Here is a 21,344-nt window from a genome sequence, read left to right as displayed (position 1 = left end):
TACTTACTATATTTGGTGTCCGGCAAAACGTTTGTATGTTTTGCCGTTAATTTTTTCATGTATGATAAAGATCACACTGCCTGACGGCTCTGTAAGAGAGTATGCCGCAGGAACTACCTCTGGAGAGGTAGCACGATCCATCAGCGAGGGCCTTGCACGCAAAGTGATGGCGGCTGAGGTGAACGGCGAGGTATGGGATACCGCCCGCCCTATTAACAACGACGCTACGCTGCGCCTGCTGACGTGGGACGACACGAATGCCAAGAGCACATTCTGGCACTCTAGCGCACACCTGATGGCCGAGGCTCTGGAGGCACTCTATCCCGGTACGAAATTCGGTATAGGACCTGCCATAGAGAGCGGCTTCTATTACGATATAGACCTCGGCGACCGCACCATTGGCGACGAGGACCTGAAGAAGATAGAAGACAAGATGAAGGAACTGGCCAAGACCAACAGCGCCTATGTAAGGCAGGATATGCCTAAGGACAAGGCCATAGCCTACTTTACCGAAAAGGGCGACCAGTACAAGCTGGAACTGCTGGAAGGACTGGAGGATGGCAGCATCACCTTCTACACACAGGGCAATTTCACCGACCTCTGCCGTGGCCCGCACATACCCAGTACCGGCGCCATAAAGGCCGTGAAGCTCACCAATATAGCGGGCGCCTACTGGCGTGGCAATGAGAAGAACAAGATGCTCACCCGCATATATGGCATCACCTTTCCGCAGCAGAAAGAGCTGGACGAATACCTGGTGCTGCTGGAAGAGGCCAAGAAACGCGACCACCGCAAGCTGGGCAAAGAGCTGGAACTGTTCACCTTCTCAGAGAAGGTAGGCAGCGGCCTGCCCATGTGGCTGCCCAAGGGCGCTATGCTGCGCGAAAGGCTGCAGCAATTCCTGCAAAGGGCACAGATAGAGACCGGCTACCTGCCGGTGATGACACCACATATAGGCAGCAAGCAGCTCTATGTCACATCGGGCCACTGGGAGAAGTATGGAAAGGACAGCTTCCGCCCCATAAGCACACCGCAGGAGGGCGAGGAGTTCATGCTGAAACCGATGAACTGTCCGCACCACTGCGAGATATACAAGTCGTCGCCAAGGTCTTACAAAGACCTGCCGCTGCGCCTGGCCGAGTTCGGCACTGTGTACCGCTACGAGCAGCGCGGCGAGCTGCACGGCCTTACCCGCGTGCGCGGCTTCACGCAAGATGATGCCCACCTCTTCTGTATGCCCGAGCAGGTGCTGAACGAGTTCAAGAAAGTGATAGACCTCGTGCTATATGTGTTCGAATCATTGGGCTTTACAGAGTATACCGCACAGATATCGCTACGCGACCAGGAAGACCGCAGTAAGTACATAGGCAGCGATGAGAACTGGGCTATAGCAGAGCAGGCCATCATAGATGCCGCGCGCGACAAAGGCCTGAAGACCGTGACAGAATATGGCGAAGCGGCCTTCTACGGCCCTAAGCTCGACTTCATGGTACGCGACGCGATAGGCCGCAAATGGCAGCTAGGCACCATACAGGTAGACTATAACCTGCCGGAGCGCTTCGAGCTGGAATATGTGGATGTGGACAATACCCGCAAACGCCCTGTGATGATACACCGTGCGCCATTCGGCAGCATGGAGCGCTTCATAGCCGTGCTGCTGGAGCACTGCGGCGGCAACCTGCCGCTGTGGCTGGCCCCGCTGCAGGTGATGATACTGCCCATAAGCGACAAATACAGCGAATATGCACACAGCGTGGCCGCAAAGCTGAAAGCCGCAGACATACGTGCAGAGCTGGACGAGCGCAGCGAGAAGATAGGCCGCAAGATACGCGACACAGAGTTGATGAAGACCCCATACATGCTGATAGTAGGCGAGAAAGAAGCCGCAGAGGGTACCGTATCGGTGCGCAAGCATGGCGAGGGCGACAAGGGCGCTGTGAGCATAGACGACTTCTGCACCGAGATACGCGGCATAGTGGCCGAGCAACTAAGGGGCAAACGCAACTGATGCACATAAAGAAAGTACTGCCTGCGGATGGCAGGCGGTACTTTTCCCAATATTTTTGAAAAAAATATCGGGGATACCTGTTTACGAACAAATATGTATAATTTTGTCTGATAACCATAAAAGCAGTTAATGCAGAAAAGACCAAAACCTTTTTATAAGCCAAGAGTGCCACAGAACGAGCACAGGCTGAACAATGAAATAACAGCGCCGGAAGTTCGTGTAGTAGGCGAAGACATGGAACCGGGCGTATACCCCATAGCGGAGGCCATAAAAATGGCAATAGCGCGCGAAGTGGACCTTGTAGAGATATCGCCCAATGCCGTGCCGCCCGTATGCCGCCTCATAGACTACAAGAAGTTCCTGTACGAGAAAAAGAAAAAGGACAAGGAACAGAAGGCAAAGGCCAAACAATCGGAAGTAAAAGAGATACGCTTCACACCCAATACCGACGATCATGACTTCGACTTCAAGGCAAAACATGCCGAGAAGTTTCTGCAGGACGGTAACAAGGTGAAATGCTATGTGCAGTTCAAAGGCCGCGCTATCATGTTCCAGGAAAGGGGCGAGCTGCTGCTGCTGAAATTCGCAGAGCGTATGGCCGAATATGGAGCGCTGGAGTCTATGCCAAAGATGGAAGGACGAAGGATGCTGGCCATGTTCTCTCCGAAGAAGAAAAAATAACACATAGTGATACTGTGGAGGGCAGTAATATGTATGTAAAAAACGTCCTCCGAAAGTTGTAAAAAAGATGGCAGAATGTTATATTTGCCTAACAAACGCTTGAACTTTCTACTTTTATATAGATAAAGAAGTTTTCATGGTGATAGGGTTTATAGGGGCTGGCCTGTTCTCAGGCTGGCTTTTTTTGCCCCTGCTCTTCCCTATCATGCCCCGGGGTACAGGTATTGGTAATATGTGTTTTAAAAAATAAAAAAATTTATTTGCAAATATCCCGATCGTCCGTAACTTTGCACAAGTTTTCATAGTGATAGGGTTTATAGGGGCTGGCCTGTTCTCAGGCTGGCTTTTTTTTGCACATACCTCTACCCCGCATATACCCTGCTATTCGCTTCACTCATTGTCACTTACAGTACAGGTATGTTGCTTATATCGCAGCATTCACGGCGAACATATACCCCGCCCGCGCACCGCGAATGCGGGGAAATTCATAAATTACACCGAAATAGTTCACAGAATGCGGTCATTGTTCCTGGGCTTGATGCTTACCCTTTCCCTATGTGCCAGTGCACAGCTTGCCTCTTATGTCGACAACCAGAACCAGGTAATGGTATGGGACAAAGGCATGATACGCAAAATAGACTTCCTGGCGCCTACCAGCATGAAGATAGGCCGCAGCGCCATACCCTACCTGGACAACTCCCGCTCGTTCAAGGTATATGCCAATAACAGGGTGACCCCGGTGAACATAGGCTTTACCAACAACTACTATGCTACCGACAACCTGGTGGTATTCCTGAACCAGAAGTCGCTGAACGTCTTCGAGAACGGCGAGGTAAAGAACCTGACCGCCGTGTGCGACCAATACTTTGTGGCCGATAGCGTGGTATTCTTCCTCGATAGTTATAAAGGCGCCTACAAAGCCTATTACAAGGGCAAGACCTACAACATAGAGGGCTATTTCTCCGATAGCAGCCTGGCCAGTATAAGGGTAACGGACAACATAGTGGCCTACAACAACTTTGCCAACCAGTTCCGCATCTTTTACCTGGGCGAGCTCATAGCGCAGGAAGATTACCCCGTAAGCGGCTTCGAGGTAGGACGCAATACCGTGGCCTATGTAGATATAGACCGCAAGTTCAAGGTATTCCACAGCGGCAGGACATTTGTGCTGGATGATTTCCCCCCCAAGTCATACAAGGTGGGCGACAATGTAGTGGCCTACCTTACGGCCGATGGCTACTTCAAAGTATTCTACGACGATAGCGCACGCTCTATGGGCTTTATGAGTGGCAACTACCAGGTGGTAGACAATATAGTGGCCTTCAAAGACCAGAGCAACTACCTGAAGGTATTCTACAAAGGCGATGTGAGCACCATAGACAACTACTACCCGAACAATATGGTTATACAGTACAACTCACTGGCCTATGTGAACTATGGCAATACCCTGCGCCTCTTCTCTGAAGGCGAGACCTACGATGTGACCAATGCCGAGCTGACCAACTGGCAGCTGAACTATGATGTATTGATGTACCAGATGGGGCAGAACATGTTCCGCGTGTTCTATAAGGGTACGGAGTACTAAACCAGAAAGCTAAAAGGTTTAAAATAGAGCGGGGCGCATTCATCAGAATGCGCCCCGCTACTTTATTCACAGTTATGAATTCCTATAGGGCCTGTAAGGCTAGATAGCGCCTACGAACGGATAATTGCCGGGCCACGATACTACTACGCCTCCCTGCTCTTTCCAATGGCGCTCCAGCATGGCTATATCTTCATCGGGCCTTGGGTGAAAGCTCATGATTATGCGGCCGCTTTCTATACCTTCCTTATATATCACCGCGTGCGACTCGGGTATACCTGCACCCACCAGCGCACCTACTATGCTGCCGGTAATGCCACCTGCGCCTGCACCGGTGAGCCCCGCAGCCAGCGGCCCCGCTATTATGAAGCCCATACCGGGTATGAGAATGGTAGTGCCTACTGCTACCACGGCAGCTATGGCGCCTACTATACCCGCGCCTATAGCGCCGCCTATGGCGGCATCTTTCAGCACTATATTGGTAGAGTCGGTAGTGGGTACTTCTTTTACCGGCGGGTAGTACCTGGTGCGTGTCTCTTCAGACATGGCCAGGGTAATATCCTCGCGGGCATGGCCTTTTTCCAGCAGGAAGTTGAATGCTTTTTCCGCACTTTCTTTGTCGGGGAACATAACAGTGAGCAATCCGCGGTCGGCATTGAAGCCGCCTTCTCGTATTATCTGATCGTTTGCCATAGTATGAGGTTTTAAGTGTGAATGATAACGTCTGTATCAAAGTTACGACCCATATACGCGCAGATATGTTAACAAGGCGCATACATCTAGATACATTAACATTTTATTGAACCTTACCAACAGGCACATAAAAAAGGCGCACCACAGGTGCGCCATAATATATTATACCAATTTGACTTCAAAATTCGGCACAGGAAAATTTCACGTTATAGCGCTCATAGTTCACCTCCTCCCCTTTGGGGAGGTTCGGGAGGGGCCAAAAAACCATGCCTGTTTTCATTGTCTAATTGGTATTAGACCAAGGTCGGTGACCTAGAAATACACCTGGTATTGCACCCATGCCGAACTGGCATTGACGGTATGAGTGATATCGCCATTGGTCTGCCTGCGGAACACCGGACGAAGCTGGTAGTTGAGCGATATCTTGGAACGGTGCTTGTCTATGAGCCAGTTCACTCCGGCATCGTATACGCTCATAGGGTCGTCCAGCTTATCGAAAGAAGAAGTGCGGTAAGACACATAGGGCAGCAGTGTACCGGCATCGCCCAGCAGATCGTTGGGCAGGCGCAGGCCTGCCTGCATGTATATATTGCTTCCCGTACCGAACATGGGATACGAGTTCCCAAAGCCACTGGCCAGGGTAGTGCTGGTGGTACCGTTGGCAGGGTTCATCTGGCCGCTGTTGCGCAGGTAGTTAGGACCATAATCGGTAAAGAAATAGCCCGCATAGGCCGATAAGGCATACTTGTTGTTCTGCAGGGGCATATCGGCATATACGGCCAGCCCATAGTGCAGCATATTGTGAAAGGCGGTATCGGCCCCTATGACCGTCCAGGTGGCATTGGGGTGGTATATGGCGCCCGCCTCTATGTTCAGTATCTTTTTTTCGCCAAGGTAGGTACCTGCCAGGTAGGGCGTGGTATGCGGTTCCTTGTCCAGTATATTGTAGATGAACATGCCCGAGTACTGGTAGCTATGCCCAAAGGTGGTGAAGGTGGCATCGGCGCCCGGGGTAGGCACGGCCTGCCCGTTGGTCTGTATAGGGAAGGGGTCCGATATGGCCACACGGTAATCTATCTTTCCTACCTGGCCGCGCGCATATACGGCCAGCTTGCGTGCGAACTCGTCCGTCTGGTCTACGGTAGACTGCAGGAAAACGGGCACATCGGTAGTGAGTATAGAAGATATGCTGGGCTGCGTAAAGCGGCTAAGGCCGGTGACTATGGTAAGGCCGCCGCCTATCTTCAGCTTGTCGTTGTCCTTAAAGACCTTGTATTCGCCCAGCACATCGTGAAAGAAGGGCTGCAGCTTGCGGTTGCCTGCGTTCTGCGACAGGAAGTTGAAATTGTTCATGCCGAACTGGGCATAAAAAAAGGTATGATCGGACAACTGGCCATATAGCTGCATGCGTGTACGGCGCAGCCCTATATCGAATGTATTGTCCTTGGGGTCTCCATTCACAGTGGTACCGGGGTTGCTCTGGTTCCAGCGCACCCATGTCTGGTTCAGCAGGGTGGCCTTTATGTACTTCGATCCGTCTTCGGTCAGGTCCAGCCTCAGCTCATTGATGGCTTTCTTTTGCGGGGCATCCTGGGCAGAGAGCTGCGCAGCTACCGTTGTTGCAGCCAATATGGATAGTAGAACGTGTTTCATGCGGCAAGGATATGCAGTAATTCACTACAGCTTTGTTAAAAAAGCAGTGAAGACACAATAATGTTCAGGCTATTATTTTCCGGGTTCAGGTTCGGGAGCCGGGGCAGGTGGTGCATCGGGCGTGGGGGTAGGTTCGCCGGGTGCGGGTTCTGTAGGTGCAGGCGCAGGCTCAGTAGGTACAACAGGCTGTGCCGGAGCGGCCGGGGCCTTCATCATAGGCTGGCCCTGCATCATCTTCTTCGAATCCTCTTCCGGGTCGGGCGGATAGATGGGCTTGATGGTGAGCGGCGCAGGCCTGTTATCGGGCTTCTCGAAAAGCGGGTTGTGCTTTGTAGTAGAGAACCAGTAGCCCAGGCTGAACACCATTTGCGATGTTACCAGCTTTTGCGCAGCGGTGCCATTGTATACCGCTATATCCTTGTAAGAAGCGTAAGAGTATTTGTAAGATGCCTCGAGGAATATATGGCGCATAAGGGTGAGTCTGAGTGCGGCCTCGCCACCGGCATTCCAGCCACCCCACTGAAAGGATGGCCTCTCTATCTCCTTCCCGGCTATGCTGCTGTATGTGTGCGGCATACAGGGGCCTATACCCACCTTGGCCAGGCCGTCTATGCGCACATTATGGCTCTTTATCTGGTATATCTGTATGCGCCTCACCAGGTTCACCGACAGGAAGTTGGCGCCATCTATATTGTAGAAGTAGCCATTGGCAGGCGAGAAGGCAAAGGAAGTATCTATATCCTTATTCTCGCGCGTGCCGGTCATGTTCACTATCTGCCCTTCGGACACATGGTATTTCACAGGATCGAAGCAGAGCTCGAAAGCATAGTTCTGGTTGTAATCGAAGAAATAGCCCAGGCGTATATTGTAATTGTAAATGCCGCTGATGGCCTTGGTGGTACTGTTATCTCCCTCTACATTGCTGAGCTTGTAATTGCTGATATTGCCCGGCGTACCCTGCACTATACTGATGGTAGATGGCTTGTGCGAGGGCGAACCATTACCTACGCTCAGGTAAACGGACCCTCTTCTTCCGGCATCGGCAAAAGATATCTGTGCACTTGCCTGGCCACATATACTTGCCGCTACCGCCAACAGGCCCAGTGCTTTCAGTGATCGTTTACCGCTACGCATATTAAAGAAGGTCATGAACAAAAGTAGTAAATTTTATCTCATTTAGCCAGAGCCCTCCTATAGAAGTAACAGAGCCTCTGTGGCATCAAAAACTCACTCCCATACCGAACTCGGCATATTCGGCTACCACGCCATGCGTGTTCAGCAGGGCAGAGAGGAACAATTCCTTCACGGGTCCGCGCTCGCGGGTGAGGATGTAATATTTCCCCCCCATTCTCTGGTATATGGGGTCGAAATCGAGGAAGGTCTGCCGGTAGTACACCCCTACCGCCGCCATCAGGCCCAGTCTGCCCACTATGAACTCATCGCCTACGAAAAAGCCCCCATCCCAGGAATGTTTTTTCTCGTGACCTATCTCTATGCCATAGTTTATGAGAAAAGCCAATACATCTTTATGATAGGCCGCATCTATGCCTGCAAATACCTTGTTGTGCCCGTTCACACGCCTGCTTACCGATAGTGCGCCTATATAGGCGGCCTTCACAGGGCTGCCCTCGGCACGCGCTTCCTTGTGCGATATACCCACACGCGCCTCGGCTAGCCAGCGCTTGCGCACGGGCGGCATCTTGCGCATTATACGGTCGGGCGATGATGTGCCGGGGAAATAACGGATACCCACATGCGCCCCCACCATGTTCACACCCAGGTTGGGCTCGCGGTATAGGGCGTTAGAGATGTGCGTGAGGTTGCCACCGGCCTGTAGGTCCAGTTGCTCGTTCAGGCGGTAGCGAAGGTCGGTATACAAGCAGGCAAAGGCGTTCACATGCGTGCTCACCGCAGTATTGATGGTATCTATATCAGGGCCCAGGCTGTAGCGCTTGGTCACATAGGCCACCCCCACCCCGAAACGGAACGTCCATTCGAACTGGCCTACCCTTACCAGTGGTATCTGCACATAGGGATATATTCCTGCGCATTTGCCGAATATCCGGGGGCTGCGATAGTCTGTAAGGGTGATGCCCGCGCCATATAGTGGGTAACCCAGTGGCTGCTGCCAGGGCTTCTGGCCATAGCTCTGCCATACTATGTTCACATCCAGCGCGTAGGACATAGCAGGTACGGGCGCTGTGAAGCTGGCAGAGTGGCGAATGATGCGCCCGCTTATAAGGTTCACCTCCAGCCCCACGCCACCTTTCCTGGGCGGCAATGATGCAGGCGCAGATACCGTATCCCCGGCATATACCCCTGTCACCACACATACTGATATGAGGGTAAGAAAATACCTGAACATGGCCATTACTCTAGCTTGAAGTTGGACCAATACTGCCTGGATATGGCCTCGTAGCGTTTGGCCTCGGCCATATTGCCCAGTTTCTGGTAAGAGAGGGCTATGTATGGTATATCCTTTATAGACTGCTGCTGGTCTATCTGTATCTCCTTATTGATGGTCTCTATGGCCGCCTGGTACTGGCCTGCGAAGTAATAAGACCTCGCCAGGTTGGTATAAGCATTGAAGTAGCCGGGGCTCATGGCCACCGCCTTCTGGAAGTAAGGTATGGCCTCGGCATACTTCTTCTGGTTCAGCAGTACGGCGCCTATGTTGTTCACTATATTGGGGTCTTCGGGTTTCTGCTTCATCACCAACTGGTAGTAGTAGTTGGCAGAGTCATAGTTCTGCATCATGAAGTGCGCCGTACCTATCTCTGTGTACAGGTCTATGTTCTGCGGCTCGAACTCCAGCATGTGGCGGAAGTTTATAAGTGACGAATCGAATCGCTGCAACTGCTGGTAGCAGCGTGCCATGTTCAGGTAAGCATACTTGAAAGTAGGGTTGTATTGCAATGCCAGTTGGAAGTAAGGTATGGCATCGCGGTAACGGCCTGCGGTCAGCAGCGCACTACCCATATTATTGTTGGCAGTGAAGTTGGTAGGGTTCATCTTCAGCGCCATAGAGTTGTATTTTATGGCAGAGTCGTACCGTTTCTGGCGGTCGTATATACGGCCTATCTCCACATACAGGTCGGCATAGCCGGGGTATATCTCGGCACCCTTGCGCAGGTAGCCTATGGCTTCGTCGTCTATCGCTCTCTTTTTCAGCGAGTCGGGCTCTTTCTCATACTCCTCCTCTGCCAGTGCCGATCCTACATTGTGGTACAGGCGGCAGTCGTTGGGCGCTCGCTGCACATCGGCCTTGTAAAGGGTCACATTGTCCTTCCACTCGGCATTACGCGCGGCGGCCCAGCCACCGTACAGCAGGCACAGGGGCGCCAGTATGGCCAGCACCTTGCCGGTCTTTAGCTGGCTCACATCGTTGGCAATGCCCTTTATTATCCAGCGCTCTATGGCCAGCCCTATGAGCAGGCAGGTACCTGCCGAGGCAAAGAAAGCGAAACGCTCTGCCAGCTCGGCACCCATAAGGAAGGGGAAGTTGGAGAACAGGAATATAGTGGCCAGGTATAGCATGATGGCAAATGCCCAGGGATCTTTCCTATCCTTTATGAAACGGGTGACCATGAAATAAATGAGCGCACCATATACCAGCAGCGATGCCCAGAAACGGATATCGGCAAGGTCGGCAAAGGGTATGGCATTGTAGGAATAAGTGCTCACCAGCGGATAGGGCAGGAACATGAGCTTCAGGTAATGCCCCATCACTACCATCTTGGTAGTAAAGACCTGCACGGCCGTAAGAGGCATATCGGGCGCGCCCGAGAGGGCATTGTCTATGAACTCTACATTGGCAGCGGGGTTATTGGCATCGTAGGCATTGAGCACCGATGAGCGTACCCCCATGAATATACCGAAGGCCACAAGGGTAGCCGCCGTAATGAGCATGGCACGCTTCTTATCATCGTTCTTATAAATGAAGAACAGCACGGGTATCACCCCCACGAAGGCTATGACCGTCTCCTTCGATATGATGGAAAGGTAGAACAGGAAAGCCCCCAGCAGCAGTTGCAATATCTTGCCATCGCGCATATAGTTCATATACACATTCAAAGACCAGAAGGCAAAGAAGAAGCACATAAGCTCGTCGCGGCTCTTGATGTTGGCCACTACCTCGGTATGTACGGGATGAACGGCAAAAATGAGGGCAGAGATAAAAGCCAGCGCAACCCTTTTACCATCGAAGAACTTGTGCAGGAAGATGAACAGCATGATGCTGCAACCGGCGAAAGTGAGGATATTGAACAAGTGGTGCATGGCAGGCGACAGGCCGAACAGGCTATACTCCAGCGCGAACATGACCAGCGAAAGCGGGCGGTACAGGTCGTTTGGGATAATGAGGTAGCCACGCATGTGCGGGGTGGTGAGCAGCTCGGGTATGGCGCTGGCGCCCTTCAGCACCATGCGGTTCTCCTTCAGCACCATCACATCATCCATCACAAAGCCGTTCCATATGGTATTGAAATATACCGCGAACGATACCAGGCCCAGTATGATGCACAGGTTGCGTATAGAGAACAGGTCTTTGCCCGGGGCCGTAGCAGCCGCCACAGGGGCAGCAGCGGCCGGGCGTGGCGCCGGTTGTTGCGGCCGTGGGACTGGCTGGCTGTTGGTCTTCTTATTCGGTCTGTTTGCCATTGATGCGAATGTATGTCAACTAATGTCAAAAATAGAGCGCATATAGCATATTGTCAAAAGCGCAGGGACCGCTATAGGACATAGATGACCACACGGGGCTTTTTATTTACCTTTGTACTATGCTGAAAAAGCTCACCTACCGCAAATTCGTCTATGCCGCCTACGGCTTTTTCCTGCTGCTGTCGCTGGCATGGTTCGTGGTGGCGCTGTACGAGAGCCATACACTGAATTATACCGCTTTGTTCACATTCGCCATATTCTGCGTACAGGCATACTACAACCACCGTATGACCAACCTGGTAGTGGGCATCATATTACTTCCTGCATCCATATTCGGCACATTGTATTTCCTGTCGTGGGGTGGCAAGGTAGGGTTCGATGCCTTCATAGGCACCATGACGGCTCTGGGCGTTGTCAGCATAGCCGCCTCCCTCATTTTGGCCTTCAGCTACCTGAAAATGAGCTTCGACAGCCACAACCCGCACTTGTGATACACCATTGTGGCCCGCATACTTCATGACAAAGACCGTTTCCATACTTGTTTCCCCTGCCGATGCCTTTGATGAAAGGGCCATAAAACGCATTGCGGCAGAGGAATGCGGTGTGACCACAAAACGTGTGACCGGCTACCGCATAGAGAAACGCTCTATAGACGCGCGGTCGCGCCAGGCGCGGTATATATTGCAGCTAGAGGTGTATATAGATGGTAAGGTTCCGGAGGCCACACCCTTCGACCCCGAACTGCAGAACGTGAGCAATGCCCCGCATATAGTGATAGTGGGCGCAGGGCCTGCGGGCCTGTTCGCGGCACTGCGGCTGATAGCGTTGGGGCGCAAACCCATCATCATAGAGCGTGGCAAGGATGTGCGCAGCCGCCGCCGCGACCTTGCTGCCATCAACAAGGAGGGCGTGGTGAACCCTGAGTCGAACTACTGCTTTGGCGAGGGCGGTGCAGGCACCTATAGCGATGGCAAGCTCTACACCCGGTCTACCAAGCGCGGCAATGTGCAGCGCATACTGCAGCTCTTTCATCACTTTGGCACCGAGGAGGATATACTCTTCGATGCGCACCCGCATATAGGCACCAACAAGCTGCCGCAGATAATAACAGCCATGCGGCAGCAGATAATAGCCTGCGGCGGCGAGGTACGCTTCGACACCCGCCTTACCGACCTGCTGCTGAACGGCGATACCATAAAGGGCGTAAAACTGCATACCGGCGACACCATCACCTGCGATAAGGTGATACTGGCCACAGGCCACTCTGCCAGGGACATCTTCGAGCTGCTGCACCGCAGGAACATACTCATAGAAGCCAAGCCCTTTGCACTGGGTGTGCGCATAGAGCATCCGCAATCGCTGGTAGATACTGCCCGTTACCACTGCACCATACGCGATCCCTTTCTGCCACCTGCCAGCTATTCGCTGGTGACACAGGAGAACGGGCGCGGCGTGTTCTCGTTCTGCATGTGCCCGGGTGGTATCATAGCCCCGGCCGCCACTGCACCGGGAGAACTGGTGGTGAACGGATGGAGCCCATCGAAACGCAACAACCCCTATGCCAACTCGGGCACGGTAGTGGCAGTAGATGAGCGCGACTTCGATGCATACAAATTCAAAGGCCCGCTGGCGGCCATGCAATACCAGCAGATGGTAGAGCGTGCATCCTTCCGCGCAGGTGGTGGCAGGCTGGTGGCCCCGGCCCAGCGCATGACCGACTTTGCCACCGGCAGGCTATCCAAGACCCTGCCCGATTGCTCTTACCTGCCCGGCATACACAGCGCCCCGCTGGCCGAGGTACTGCCCCGGGAAGTAAGCGCCGCCCTGAAAAAAGCAGTGCTGACCTTTGGCAAAAAAATGAAGGGCTACTATACAGAAGAGGCAGTACTGGTGGCCACAGAGAGCCGTACCAGCTCGCCGGTGCGCATACCCCGCCACAAGGATACACTGCAGCATGTGCAGATAAAGGGCCTCTACCCCTGTGCCGAGGGAGCAGGCTATGCAGGCGGCATAGTATCGGCGGCCATAGATGGCGAAAGATGCGCGGAGATGTGTGTAGCATAGAGCTTAGCTGTTCGGAACACGCCATAATATCACAGGCTTCAAAACGCCTAAAGTTTCATTAATTTACCGTCAATTAAATTATCGACACCTTATTTTGAAAGGACCTCGCCATACCGGTAGGCTATTTGTGATACTTGCAGTGCTGGTAGCAGCGCGCCTGCTCTTCATTGCCTTTATGCCGCAGGTATACTCCAAAGACCTATATGCATGGCTGCATGTGATAGATGTGCTGGATGCCGGCGGCAACCCTTACAAAGACACCCCGGTGCTCAACTGGCCACCCTTCTGGATGCAGGTGCTCTTCGGTATAGGCAAGCTGGCAAAACTTACCTCTGTATCGGCCATACACCTCATACAGGCCACACTGGTACTGGCAGAGGTGGTAACGGCTACCATTTGCTACACGCTTATTACCCGGTTCTTCAAGGCGGCGTCTACGGGTGTACTTATAGCTGCTCTTGCGCTCAACCCCATCAGCATATTGCTCAGTTGCCAGCACTGCAACTTCGATGTGTTTGCCGGGCTGTGGATACTGCTGTTCGCCTACTGCCTTATAAGCTATGACGAGGACCATAGCGCCGAAACATGGCTGGCGGCCTGCTTCTGCCTGGGTATGGGCATATTCACCAAGACCATACCGCTCATACTATCGCCCCTGCTGCTGGCAGGTGTGGGCAGGCGTAGTATCACTACCAATATTTTCGGCAGCGTACTACTGCTTACCCCCGTTGCCATAGGTATGGGTGTGATATATACTTTGGCGCCTGCGGGGGTGAGCGAGCATGTGCTGGGCTACCGCTCTATGGGTGGCTGGTACGGCATCACCGGCCTGCTGAACGTGGCCGGCGTAAAGGGCGGCAACGAAGCATATGGAGCCATAGCGCCATGGCTGCTGCTGCTCATCATGCTGCTGTGCGCATGGCGGGTACGGATCAGGGCATCCCTGCTGCCTGCGCAGGTACTTGTTACCATGCTTATCCTGCTGGTGTTCCTGCCTACCTTCGGGCCGGGCTATTCGCCGCCCTATATATTGTGGTTCCTGCCCCTGCTGCCGGTATACTATACCCGGGCCACACCTGCCCTGCGCAGGATGATGGTAGCGGGTTATTGCATAGTGGCGCTCACCTACATCACCGAATATGCGTTCTTCCCCTCACACGGGGCCTTTATAAAGGCATTCTACCGGTCTGACGAGGTGAGCCACCTGTGCGATGTGATGGGCATGAGCACATCGCAATCGCTCATACGGCTGCCTATGTTCCTTTGTTTTGTGATGTTCTTCATAGCCCTGCTGCGCAACAGGGGGAATGTACTTGCAGCAGGCAAGAAATGAAGTATATAAATTCCCTTGCTGTCCTTTCCATAGATTTGCATAATTAAATACTCAACACGATTTGCTAGACAAGAACAATAAGATACAACAGGAAGAAAAGGCGGTGCTGGTAGGCCTCATATACAAGGAGCAGACCGAGACACTGGCCAAAGAATACCTGAATGAGCTGGCCTTCCTTGCCGAGACCGCGGGTGCTACTACCGTAAAGACCTTTCTGCAGAAGCTGCCCCGCCCCGACAGCAAGACCTTTGTGGGCAAGGGCAAGCTGGAAGAGATACGCGAATACGCACAGGCGCGCGGCGTCACCCTCATCATATTCGACGACGAGCTTACCGGCTCTCAGATAGGCAATATAACCGATGCCACGGGCATACGCACCATAGACCGCAGCGACCTGATACTGGACATTTTTGCCAGCCGCGCCAAGACGGCACAGGCCAAGGTGCAGGTAGAACTGGCCCAGTACCAGTACATACTGCCCCGACTGAAGGGTATGTGGAAACACCTGGAACGCCAGGGTGGCGGTATAGGCAGTCGCGGCCCGGGCGAAACCGAGATAGAGACCGATCGCCGTATAGTGAAGGACAAGATAGCCCTGCTGCGCAAGCGCCTGGGCGAGATAGACAAGCAATCCATGACCCAGCGTAAGGAGCGCGGCACTTACATACGCGTAGCCCTGGTAGGCTATACCAACGTAGGCAAGAGCACCCTGATGAACATACTGAGCAAGGCCGATGTATTTGCCGAGAACAAGCTCTTTGCTACGCTGGACACCACTACGCGCAAGGTGGTATACGAGCAGACACCCTTCTTGCTGAGTGATACTGTGGGCTTCATACGCAAGCTGCCGCACCACCTGGTAGAGAGCTTCAAAAGCACACTGGACGAAGTGCGCGAGGCCGACTGCCTGCTGCATGTGGTAGACATATCGCACCCCGGCTACGAGGAGCAGATGGGCGTGGTGAACAAGACCCTGCAAGACCTGAAGGCCTTCGACAAGCCTACACTCACCATCTTCAACAAGATGGATCTGTACGAAAAGAACACCTTTGATGATTGGCTGGAAGAGTCGGTAAAGAAGGAAATGCTTACCGATCTGGAGGCACGCTGGCAGTCGCTCACCAACAATTCGGCCATATTCGTATCGGCTACAGAGCGGCGCAACATAGACGGCCTGCGCAACACCATACTGAGCCGTGTGAAGAAGCTGTACGAAGAGCGGTATCCTTATCTTACGCAGTTCTATTGATGGGCAAAATAACAGTGCTTGCTTATAAAGTCGTATTTTTGTACAAATGACAACTCTGGACGCAGAAATAAAAAAGTATGTCTCAATGCTTGGCAACGAGCAGAAAAGGTCGTTGTTAGATACTATCAAAACTCTTTTGCATATTCCTTCGATCAACAAGAAGAATGCACCCGATGATCATGGACCGAGTATAGATTATTCGCGTTATGAATTTCCCGTTTCAGCGATAAAATTCAATAGGGACGAGATCAATGAAAGATAAACACACTTTCATTGATAGTAATGTACTTCTTTATCTTTTTACCAACGATCAGGCAAAGAAAAGAATAGCGACATCATTGCTTTCTTCTCATTACACTATCAGCACACAAGTAGTAAATGAGAATGTGAACGTTTGCCTTAGAAAGCTACGCCTTAACAAGGATCAGGCTTATGCGCATGGCAGAGATCTGATGAGTATCTTCCGAGTGGTAAATATTTACTCATCTACCATCACTAGTGCATTCGACCTTTCTGTGAAATATGAGCTAAGCTATTGGGACAGCCTCATAGTAGCTGCGGCACTCGAGAGCAAGTGCCAAGTGTTATTAACGGAAGATATGCACCACGGTCTTGTGATAAATGAGAAGCTCAGAATCGTGAACCCATTCATTTCATAGGCCATCGCTGGCATATTATCTCTCTTCCTCTTATTTCCAATTGTGGATATCTTTTACCCCCTCACGGGAAAGTCGTATCATATTTCCGCTACTTTTGAACCATTAAATAATGTACTCAAAAACGTAAGATAAAATGGCAGACGACAAATTAAAAGTATTGAAGCTGACGCTCGACAAGATCGAGAAAGACTATGGCAAGGGTTCGGTAATGATGCTTGGCGACAAGCAGAAGGACCAGATGGAAGTGACCAGCACCGGATCGCTGGGACTGGACATAGCGCTGGGCGTAGGCGGCTTCCCTGCCGGCCGTATAGTAGAGATATATGGACCAGAATCTTCGGGTAAGACCACTATAGCCATACACACCATAGCACAGGCACAGAAAAAGGGCGGCATATGCGCCATCATAGATGCCGAGCATGCCTTTGATGCCAGCTATGCCCGCAAACTGGGTGTGGACGTGGACAACCTCATCATTTCCCAGCCCGACTATGGCGAGCAGGGCCTGGAGATAGCCGACCGTCTCATCTCGTCGGGCGCTATAGATGTGGTAGTGATAGACTCTGTGGCCGCACTGGTGCCCAAGGGCGAACTGGAAGGCGAGATGGGTGAAAGCAAAATGGGTCTGCAGGCCCGCCTGATGAGCCAGGCCCTGCGCAAGCTCACGGCCACCATATCGCGTACGGGCTGCTGCTGCATATTCATCAATCAGCTTCGCGAGAAGATAGGTGTGATGTTCGGCAACCCCGAGACCACCACCGGTGGTAATGCCCTCAAGTTCTACGCCTCTGTGCGCCTGGACATACGCCGCGTGAGCCAGATAAAGGATGGCGATGTGGCCAGCGGCAACCGCACCCGTGTGAAGGTGGTGAAGAACAAGGTAGCGCCACCCTTCCGCCAGGTAGAGTTCGACATCATCTTTGGCGAGGGTATCAGCAAGGTGGGCGAGATAATAGATATGGGTGTAGAGCTGGGCATACTGCAGAAGAGCGGTTCGTGGTTCGCCTACAACGACAGCAAGATAGGCCAGGGCCGCGATGCGGTGAAGCAGTTCCTCTTCGACAATCCCGAAGTGACCGATGAGATAGAAGGCAAGATAAGGGCGGCCCTGCAGGTACAGCCCGAATAATACATAGTACCGCTACTGTATCACATACGATCCCGGCGCCTGCACATACAGGCGCCGGGATCTTTTATTATATGTACCCGGTCCCACCGGGGGAATTTTATGTATTTATTGACATTTGGGGCCCTAATTTTGACCATTCGGGGAATTGTGTATGATAGAAATTTCAGCCGTGAATGCGATCTCGGTATGAAATTTGTAACTATTATTGCAACCGCCGGTTTTTAGCAGCATAAAGATCCCTTGATGAAGTCAAAACGTTTACTCTGTTATTACATACTGATATCTCTACTGGCGGCCTGCAAAAGCGGTGACCGCAAGTTCAACATCACGGGCGAGATCAGTAATATGCCGGCGCAAACGGTGGTACTGGAGCAGTTGGGCGCCAACGATATCATTTCTATCGTCGATTCCGCCCGCAGCAATGAGGAAGGTCATTTCGTACTTTCGGGCATGTCGCCCGAGCCCGGTCTGTACAGGCTTCACTTCGAAGAGAACAAATTCATACTGCTTTCTATAGACAAGGGTAATATCAAGATCAATTCCGACTGGAGGTCTATAGAGAAATATACTATATTCGGCTCTCCGGCATCCGATCACCTGCAGCGCTTCCTGATGATATTCCGCGAGAAGGTGCGCGATTTCAATACCATGAACATAGTACTGGACACCCTGCGCGCCCGTGGCAATGACAGCCTTGTGGCCCTGGCGCAGAAGAACTACCAGGATATGAACCAGGACCTGACCCAGATAATAGAGAACTATGCCGATACCACACCCTACGAACCCAATGCCATTTTTGCCGCCCGCATACTGAACCCACAGAGCGAGGGTGTTTTCCTGGAGGCGTTCACCCAAAGTCTTGCACGCAGGTTCCCCGGTACACGCATGACCAAAGACTTTGCCGACTATTTCGCAAAGATGAACCTGAGGAACAATGCACCGCAGGCAAGGCCACAGTCTACCGAGACCGGTACAATGGCGCCTGAGCTAACTCTTACCACGCCCGAGGGCGAGAACATAGCGCTATCGTCGCTGCGGGGCAAGTATGTGCTGGTAGATTTCTGGGCATCGTGGTGCGGCCCCTGCCGTGCAGAGAACCCCAATGTGCTGGCCGCATACAACAAGTATAAAGACCACAACTTTACCATCTATGCCGTGTCGCTGGACCACGACAAGGAAAAGTGGGAACGTGCCATAAAAGAGGATGGCCTGCCCTGGATACAGGTAAGCGACCTGAAAGGCTGGTCTTCTGATGCTGCCGTTATCTACTCTATAAAATCGATACCCAGCAACTTCCTGGTGGGGCCTGACGGCAAGATAGTGGCCCGCAACCTGCGTGGCGAACTGCTGGAAGATATGCTGTCGCGCGTGATAGTGGACAGCGCCGCCGTTACGCAATAAGAGCATCTATATACAGGAAGAGCACTACAGTACCAGCAATCCTGCTTTGTACATCGTATTCATTGGTTTATTGTCCCAGAAGAGGGCAAAGTCGTCGGTGCAGACCGCTTCATAGCGCTCGCGTACCTCTTGCATTGTCAGCAGCTTCATGTGCTGTACAGACAGCCTTGGCAATATATCTGCCAGCCACGCACCCTGTTCCTTGCTCACCTTTATGGTAAATGGTGCACGCTTGCCATGGAATGTGAGCGAACACATTTCCCATTGGTCGCCCTTATGGGTCTTGGTAAAGTAGCTTACCTCAGGCGTATTGCCCAGCCATACTACCTTGGCCGTATCGCGGGCCTGTGTATACTCCTGCTCGTTGAGGATGTCCATTATGTAACCCGGCTGCACCGTGGTCTTGGGCGTCTTATGCTCGAACCACTTATGCAGCGGATGATCGAGGCAGGCGCCATGCATATAGTTGTAGAGCGATGTCTTGAGCCCCTGCGAAAAACTATCATGATCGCCTCCTGTGGGATCGGTATAGGTGATGTCATTGTTTGCAAAAGAGCCTATCGCATTCGTGTCCTTGCGCACATTGAACTGGTCGGGGTACATACCCACCGGGCTGTGCGCCGTCATAGCGAACCTGTGCCAGAAGCCCGAGCGCAGTATACCTGCGGCGAACATCTGCCGCACCATCTCCATAGAATCTATGGTCTCCTGCGCGGTCTGCGTGGGAAAGCCATACATCAGGTAGGCATGTACCATTATACCCGCCTCGGTAAAGTGTTTGTTCACCCTGGCCACCTGAGCCACGGTGATGCCCTTCTGTATCAGCGCCAGCAACCTGTCCGATGCCACCTCCAGCCCACCCGAGACCGCTATGCAGCCCGATGCCCGCAGCAGCAGGCAGAGGTCGCGGGTAAAGGCTTTCTCGAAGCGCACATTTGCCCACCATGTTATGTTTATCTTCCTGCGAATGAGCTCCAGCGCCAGCGAGCGCATCAGTACCGGCGGCGCGGCCTCATCTACAAAGTGAAAACCCGTCTGTCCCGTCTGCTCTATGATGGTCTCTATACGGTCGCAGAGCACAGCGGCAGTGAGGGGTTCGTAGCGTTGTATGTAATCTAGCGTAGTATCGCAAAAAGTACATTTGCCCCAGTAGCAGCCATGCGCCATGGTCAGTTTGTTCCAGCGGCCATCGCTCCACAGGCTGTGCATAGGATTGGCCACCTCTATGGCCGATATGTATCTGTCCAGCGGCAGGCCTGTATAGTCGGGCGTGCCTACCTGTCCCTGCTTATAGTCGGCCACTTCTGTATTGTCCATATACACCACCTTGCCATCTGCCAGTGTAAGTGTACGCTTCAATTCGCCTATGGTCTTTTGTCCATCGGCATATGCTACCAGCGTCTCTATGGGCGCCTCTCCGTCATCCAGCGTTATGAAGTCGAAGAACTCGAACACGCGCACATCCGATAGCGAGCGCAGCTCGGTATTGGCAAAGCCACCACCCATGGCCACATGTACACCGGGGCAATTCTGCTTTACCCACTGCCCGCACCGGAATGCCGAATACAGGTTGCCCGGGAAGGGAACCGAGAGCGCGACTATAGCAGGCTGCTGGCGGTCCATATGTTGTTGCAACAGTCGCACCAGTATCTTGTCTATATAGGTAAGAGGTTTGCACAGCTCGGCATACAGCTCATCGAATGTGCTGGCGCTGCGGCCCAGCCGCTCGGCATACCTGCTGAGGCCAAAGTGCGGATCGGCACACTCCTGCACCAGGTCGGCTATATCCTCCAGGTACAGGGTGGCCAGGTGGCGTGCATGGTCTTGCATGCCCATGGCTCCGAAGGCCCACACCAGGTCGGCCGTCTGTGCAAAGCGCGATGCCTCTGGCAGGTAGTTGCGGCCACAGATGCGGTGCGCCAGTGTAGGGTCTTTGCCCTGCAAAAAAAGTATGGTGCTGTCTATGGTATCTATGTACTCCTGCTGCAGGGCTACCATGCGCCGCGCATTCTCCGATAGCTCGCCGCCATTTGCGGCTATATGGCCGAAAAGCTGCTGCAGGCCTCCCTTGCTGTAGAGCGCCAGAGTGGCCTCTATACCCAGGTCGGCATGGGCGGCAGGTATGCCTCTTGTATTCAGGAAACCCTTCAGGTAAGCTGTGGCCGGGTAGGGCGTATTGAGCTGCGTGAACGGCGGAGTAGCAAGAAATACTTTAACACCCAAAGTACAGGAG

Annotated in this window: 16 protein-coding genes; 10 read left to right on the top strand and 6 right to left on the bottom strand. The window is 52.8% G+C overall.

Annotated elements, in window-relative coordinates:
* Positions 1–61 precede the first annotated feature (61 nt).
* The 3 genes from thrS to ABD843_RS09550 all read left to right on the top strand — a co-directional run bounded on the left by thrS (position 62) and on the right by ABD843_RS09550 (position 4,274).
* Positions 62–2,008 (top strand): threonine--tRNA ligase, encoded by a 1,947-nt coding sequence (gene thrS, locus ABD843_RS09560; RefSeq protein WP_345082120.1) that lies wholly within the window; start codon positions 62–64, stop codon positions 2,006–2,008.
* Between the two features lie 129 nt (positions 2,009–2,137).
* Positions 2,138–2,689, top strand: coding sequence for a translation initiation factor IF-3 (infC, locus tag ABD843_RS09555; protein ID WP_345082117.1), 552 nt, complete (start codon positions 2,138–2,140; stop codon positions 2,687–2,689).
* A 514-nt stretch (positions 2,690–3,203) separates the two neighbouring features.
* The gene (locus ABD843_RS09550; protein WP_345082114.1) at positions 3,204–4,274 is read left to right on the top strand and encodes a hypothetical protein; all 1,071 of its coding nucleotides are present in this window, start codon (positions 3,204–3,206) and stop codon (positions 4,272–4,274) included.
* Positions 4,275–4,373: 99 nt separating this feature from the next.
* Here ABD843_RS09550 and ABD843_RS09545 read toward each other — a convergent pair whose 3' ends face one another.
* The 5 genes from ABD843_RS09545 to ABD843_RS09525 form a co-directional block, all read right to left on the bottom strand.
* The gene (locus ABD843_RS09545; RefSeq protein ID WP_345082112.1) at positions 4,374–4,964 is read right to left on the bottom strand and encodes a hypothetical protein; all 591 of its coding nucleotides are present in this window, start codon (positions 4,962–4,964) and stop codon (positions 4,374–4,376) included.
* Between the two features lie 312 nt (positions 4,965–5,276).
* Positions 5,277–6,617 carry a hypothetical protein gene (locus tag ABD843_RS09540; RefSeq protein ID WP_345082109.1) on the bottom strand — a complete coding sequence of 447 codons (1,341 nt, stop codon included), beginning with the start codon at positions 6,615–6,617 and terminating at the stop codon, positions 5,277–5,279.
* Between the two features lie 72 nt (positions 6,618–6,689).
* Positions 6,690–7,766, bottom strand: coding sequence for a hypothetical protein (locus ABD843_RS09535; RefSeq protein WP_345082106.1), 1,077 nt, complete (start codon positions 7,764–7,766; stop codon positions 6,690–6,692).
* A gap of 70 nt (positions 7,767–7,836) precedes the next feature.
* Positions 7,837–8,982, bottom strand: a complete 1,146-nt coding sequence (locus ABD843_RS09530; RefSeq protein ID WP_345082103.1) for an acyloxyacyl hydrolase — start codon at positions 8,980–8,982, stop codon at positions 7,837–7,839.
* Between the two features lie 5 nt (positions 8,983–8,987).
* Positions 8,988–11,276 (bottom strand): tetratricopeptide repeat protein, encoded by a 2,289-nt coding sequence (locus ABD843_RS09525; RefSeq protein WP_345082100.1) that lies wholly within the window; start codon positions 11,274–11,276, stop codon positions 8,988–8,990.
* Between the two features lie 119 nt (positions 11,277–11,395).
* On the opposite strand from ABD843_RS09525, the gene ABD843_RS09520 reads away from it, so the two are divergent.
* The 7 genes from ABD843_RS09520 (at position 11,396) to ABD843_RS09495 (ending at position 19,111) form a co-directional block, all read left to right on the top strand.
* Positions 11,396–11,767 (top strand): hypothetical protein, encoded by a 372-nt coding sequence (locus ABD843_RS09520; RefSeq protein WP_345082097.1) that lies wholly within the window; start codon positions 11,396–11,398, stop codon positions 11,765–11,767.
* A gap of 25 nt (positions 11,768–11,792) precedes the next feature.
* Positions 11,793–13,340, top strand: coding sequence for an NAD(P)/FAD-dependent oxidoreductase (locus tag ABD843_RS09515; RefSeq protein WP_345082094.1), 1,548 nt, complete (start codon positions 11,793–11,795; stop codon positions 13,338–13,340).
* A gap of 127 nt (positions 13,341–13,467) precedes the next feature.
* Positions 13,468–14,673 carry a glycosyltransferase family 39 protein gene (locus ABD843_RS09510; protein WP_345082091.1) on the top strand — a complete coding sequence of 402 codons (1,206 nt, stop codon included), beginning with the start codon at positions 13,468–13,470 and terminating at the stop codon, positions 14,671–14,673.
* 61 nt (positions 14,674–14,734) lie between these two features.
* Complete coding sequence (gene hflX, locus ABD843_RS09505; protein ID WP_345082088.1) at positions 14,735–15,922, top strand: GTPase HflX; 1,188 nt, start codon at positions 14,735–14,737, stop codon at positions 15,920–15,922.
* Positions 15,923–16,173: 251 nt separating this feature from the next.
* Positions 16,174–16,581 (top strand): PIN domain-containing protein, encoded by a 408-nt coding sequence (locus tag ABD843_RS16410; RefSeq protein WP_425575720.1) that lies wholly within the window; start codon positions 16,174–16,176, stop codon positions 16,579–16,581.
* A 133-nt stretch (positions 16,582–16,714) separates the two neighbouring features.
* Positions 16,715–17,710 carry a recombinase RecA gene (gene recA / locus ABD843_RS09500; protein WP_345082085.1) on the top strand — a complete coding sequence of 332 codons (996 nt, stop codon included), beginning with the start codon at positions 16,715–16,717 and terminating at the stop codon, positions 17,708–17,710.
* A 243-nt stretch (positions 17,711–17,953) separates the two neighbouring features.
* Positions 17,954–19,111 carry a redoxin domain-containing protein gene (locus ABD843_RS09495; RefSeq protein WP_345082082.1) on the top strand — a complete coding sequence of 386 codons (1,158 nt, stop codon included), beginning with the start codon at positions 17,954–17,956 and terminating at the stop codon, positions 19,109–19,111.
* Between the two features lie 24 nt (positions 19,112–19,135).
* Here the strand turns inward: ABD843_RS09495 and ABD843_RS09490 are convergent, their stop codons facing one another.
* On the bottom strand, positions 19,136–21,334 hold the full coding sequence (locus tag ABD843_RS09490) for a B12-binding domain-containing radical SAM protein (protein WP_345082079.1): 2,199 nt from the start codon (positions 21,332–21,334) through the stop codon (positions 19,136–19,138).
* Positions 21,335–21,344 lie beyond the last annotated feature (10 nt).

Source organism: Nemorincola caseinilytica, assembly GCF_039540515.1.
Classification (GTDB): Bacteria; Bacteroidota; Bacteroidia; order Chitinophagales; family Chitinophagaceae; genus Nemorincola; species Nemorincola caseinilytica.
This window is presented reverse-complemented; position numbering and strand designations above follow the sequence as displayed.

Bases quoted from the DNA above. Each gene is read 5' to 3' on its own strand.
- thrS (WP_345082120.1), top strand. From the start codon at position 62: ATGATAAAGATCACACTGCCTGACGGCTCTGTAAGAGAGTATGCCGCA.
- infC (WP_345082117.1), top strand. From the start codon at position 2,138: ATGCAGAAAAGACCAAAACCTTTTTATAAGCCAAGAGTGCCACAGAAC.
- ABD843_RS09550 (WP_345082114.1), top strand. From the start codon at position 3,204: ATGCGGTCATTGTTCCTGGGCTTGATGCTTACCCTTTCCCTATGTGCC.
- ABD843_RS09545 (WP_345082112.1), bottom strand. From the start codon at position 4,964: ATGGCAAACGATCAGATAATACGAGAAGGCGGCTTCAATGCCGACCGC.
- ABD843_RS09540 (WP_345082109.1), bottom strand. From the start codon at position 6,617: ATGAAACACGTTCTACTATCCATATTGGCTGCAACAACGGTAGCTGCG.
- ABD843_RS09535 (WP_345082106.1), bottom strand. From the start codon at position 7,766: ATGACCTTCTTTAATATGCGTAGCGGTAAACGATCACTGAAAGCACTG.
- ABD843_RS09530 (WP_345082103.1), bottom strand. From the start codon at position 8,982: ATGTTCAGGTATTTTCTTACCCTCATATCAGTATGTGTGGTGACAGGG.
- ABD843_RS09525 (WP_345082100.1), bottom strand. From the start codon at position 11,276: ATGGCAAACAGACCGAATAAGAAGACCAACAGCCAGCCAGTCCCACGG.
- ABD843_RS09520 (WP_345082097.1), top strand. From the start codon at position 11,396: ATGCTGAAAAAGCTCACCTACCGCAAATTCGTCTATGCCGCCTACGGC.
- ABD843_RS09515 (WP_345082094.1), top strand. From the start codon at position 11,793: ATGACAAAGACCGTTTCCATACTTGTTTCCCCTGCCGATGCCTTTGAT.
- ABD843_RS16410 (WP_425575720.1), top strand. From the start codon at position 16,174: ATGAAAGATAAACACACTTTCATTGATAGTAATGTACTTCTTTATCTT.
- recA (WP_345082085.1), top strand. From the start codon at position 16,715: ATGGCAGACGACAAATTAAAAGTATTGAAGCTGACGCTCGACAAGATC.
- ABD843_RS09495 (WP_345082082.1), top strand. From the start codon at position 17,954: ATGAAGTCAAAACGTTTACTCTGTTATTACATACTGATATCTCTACTG.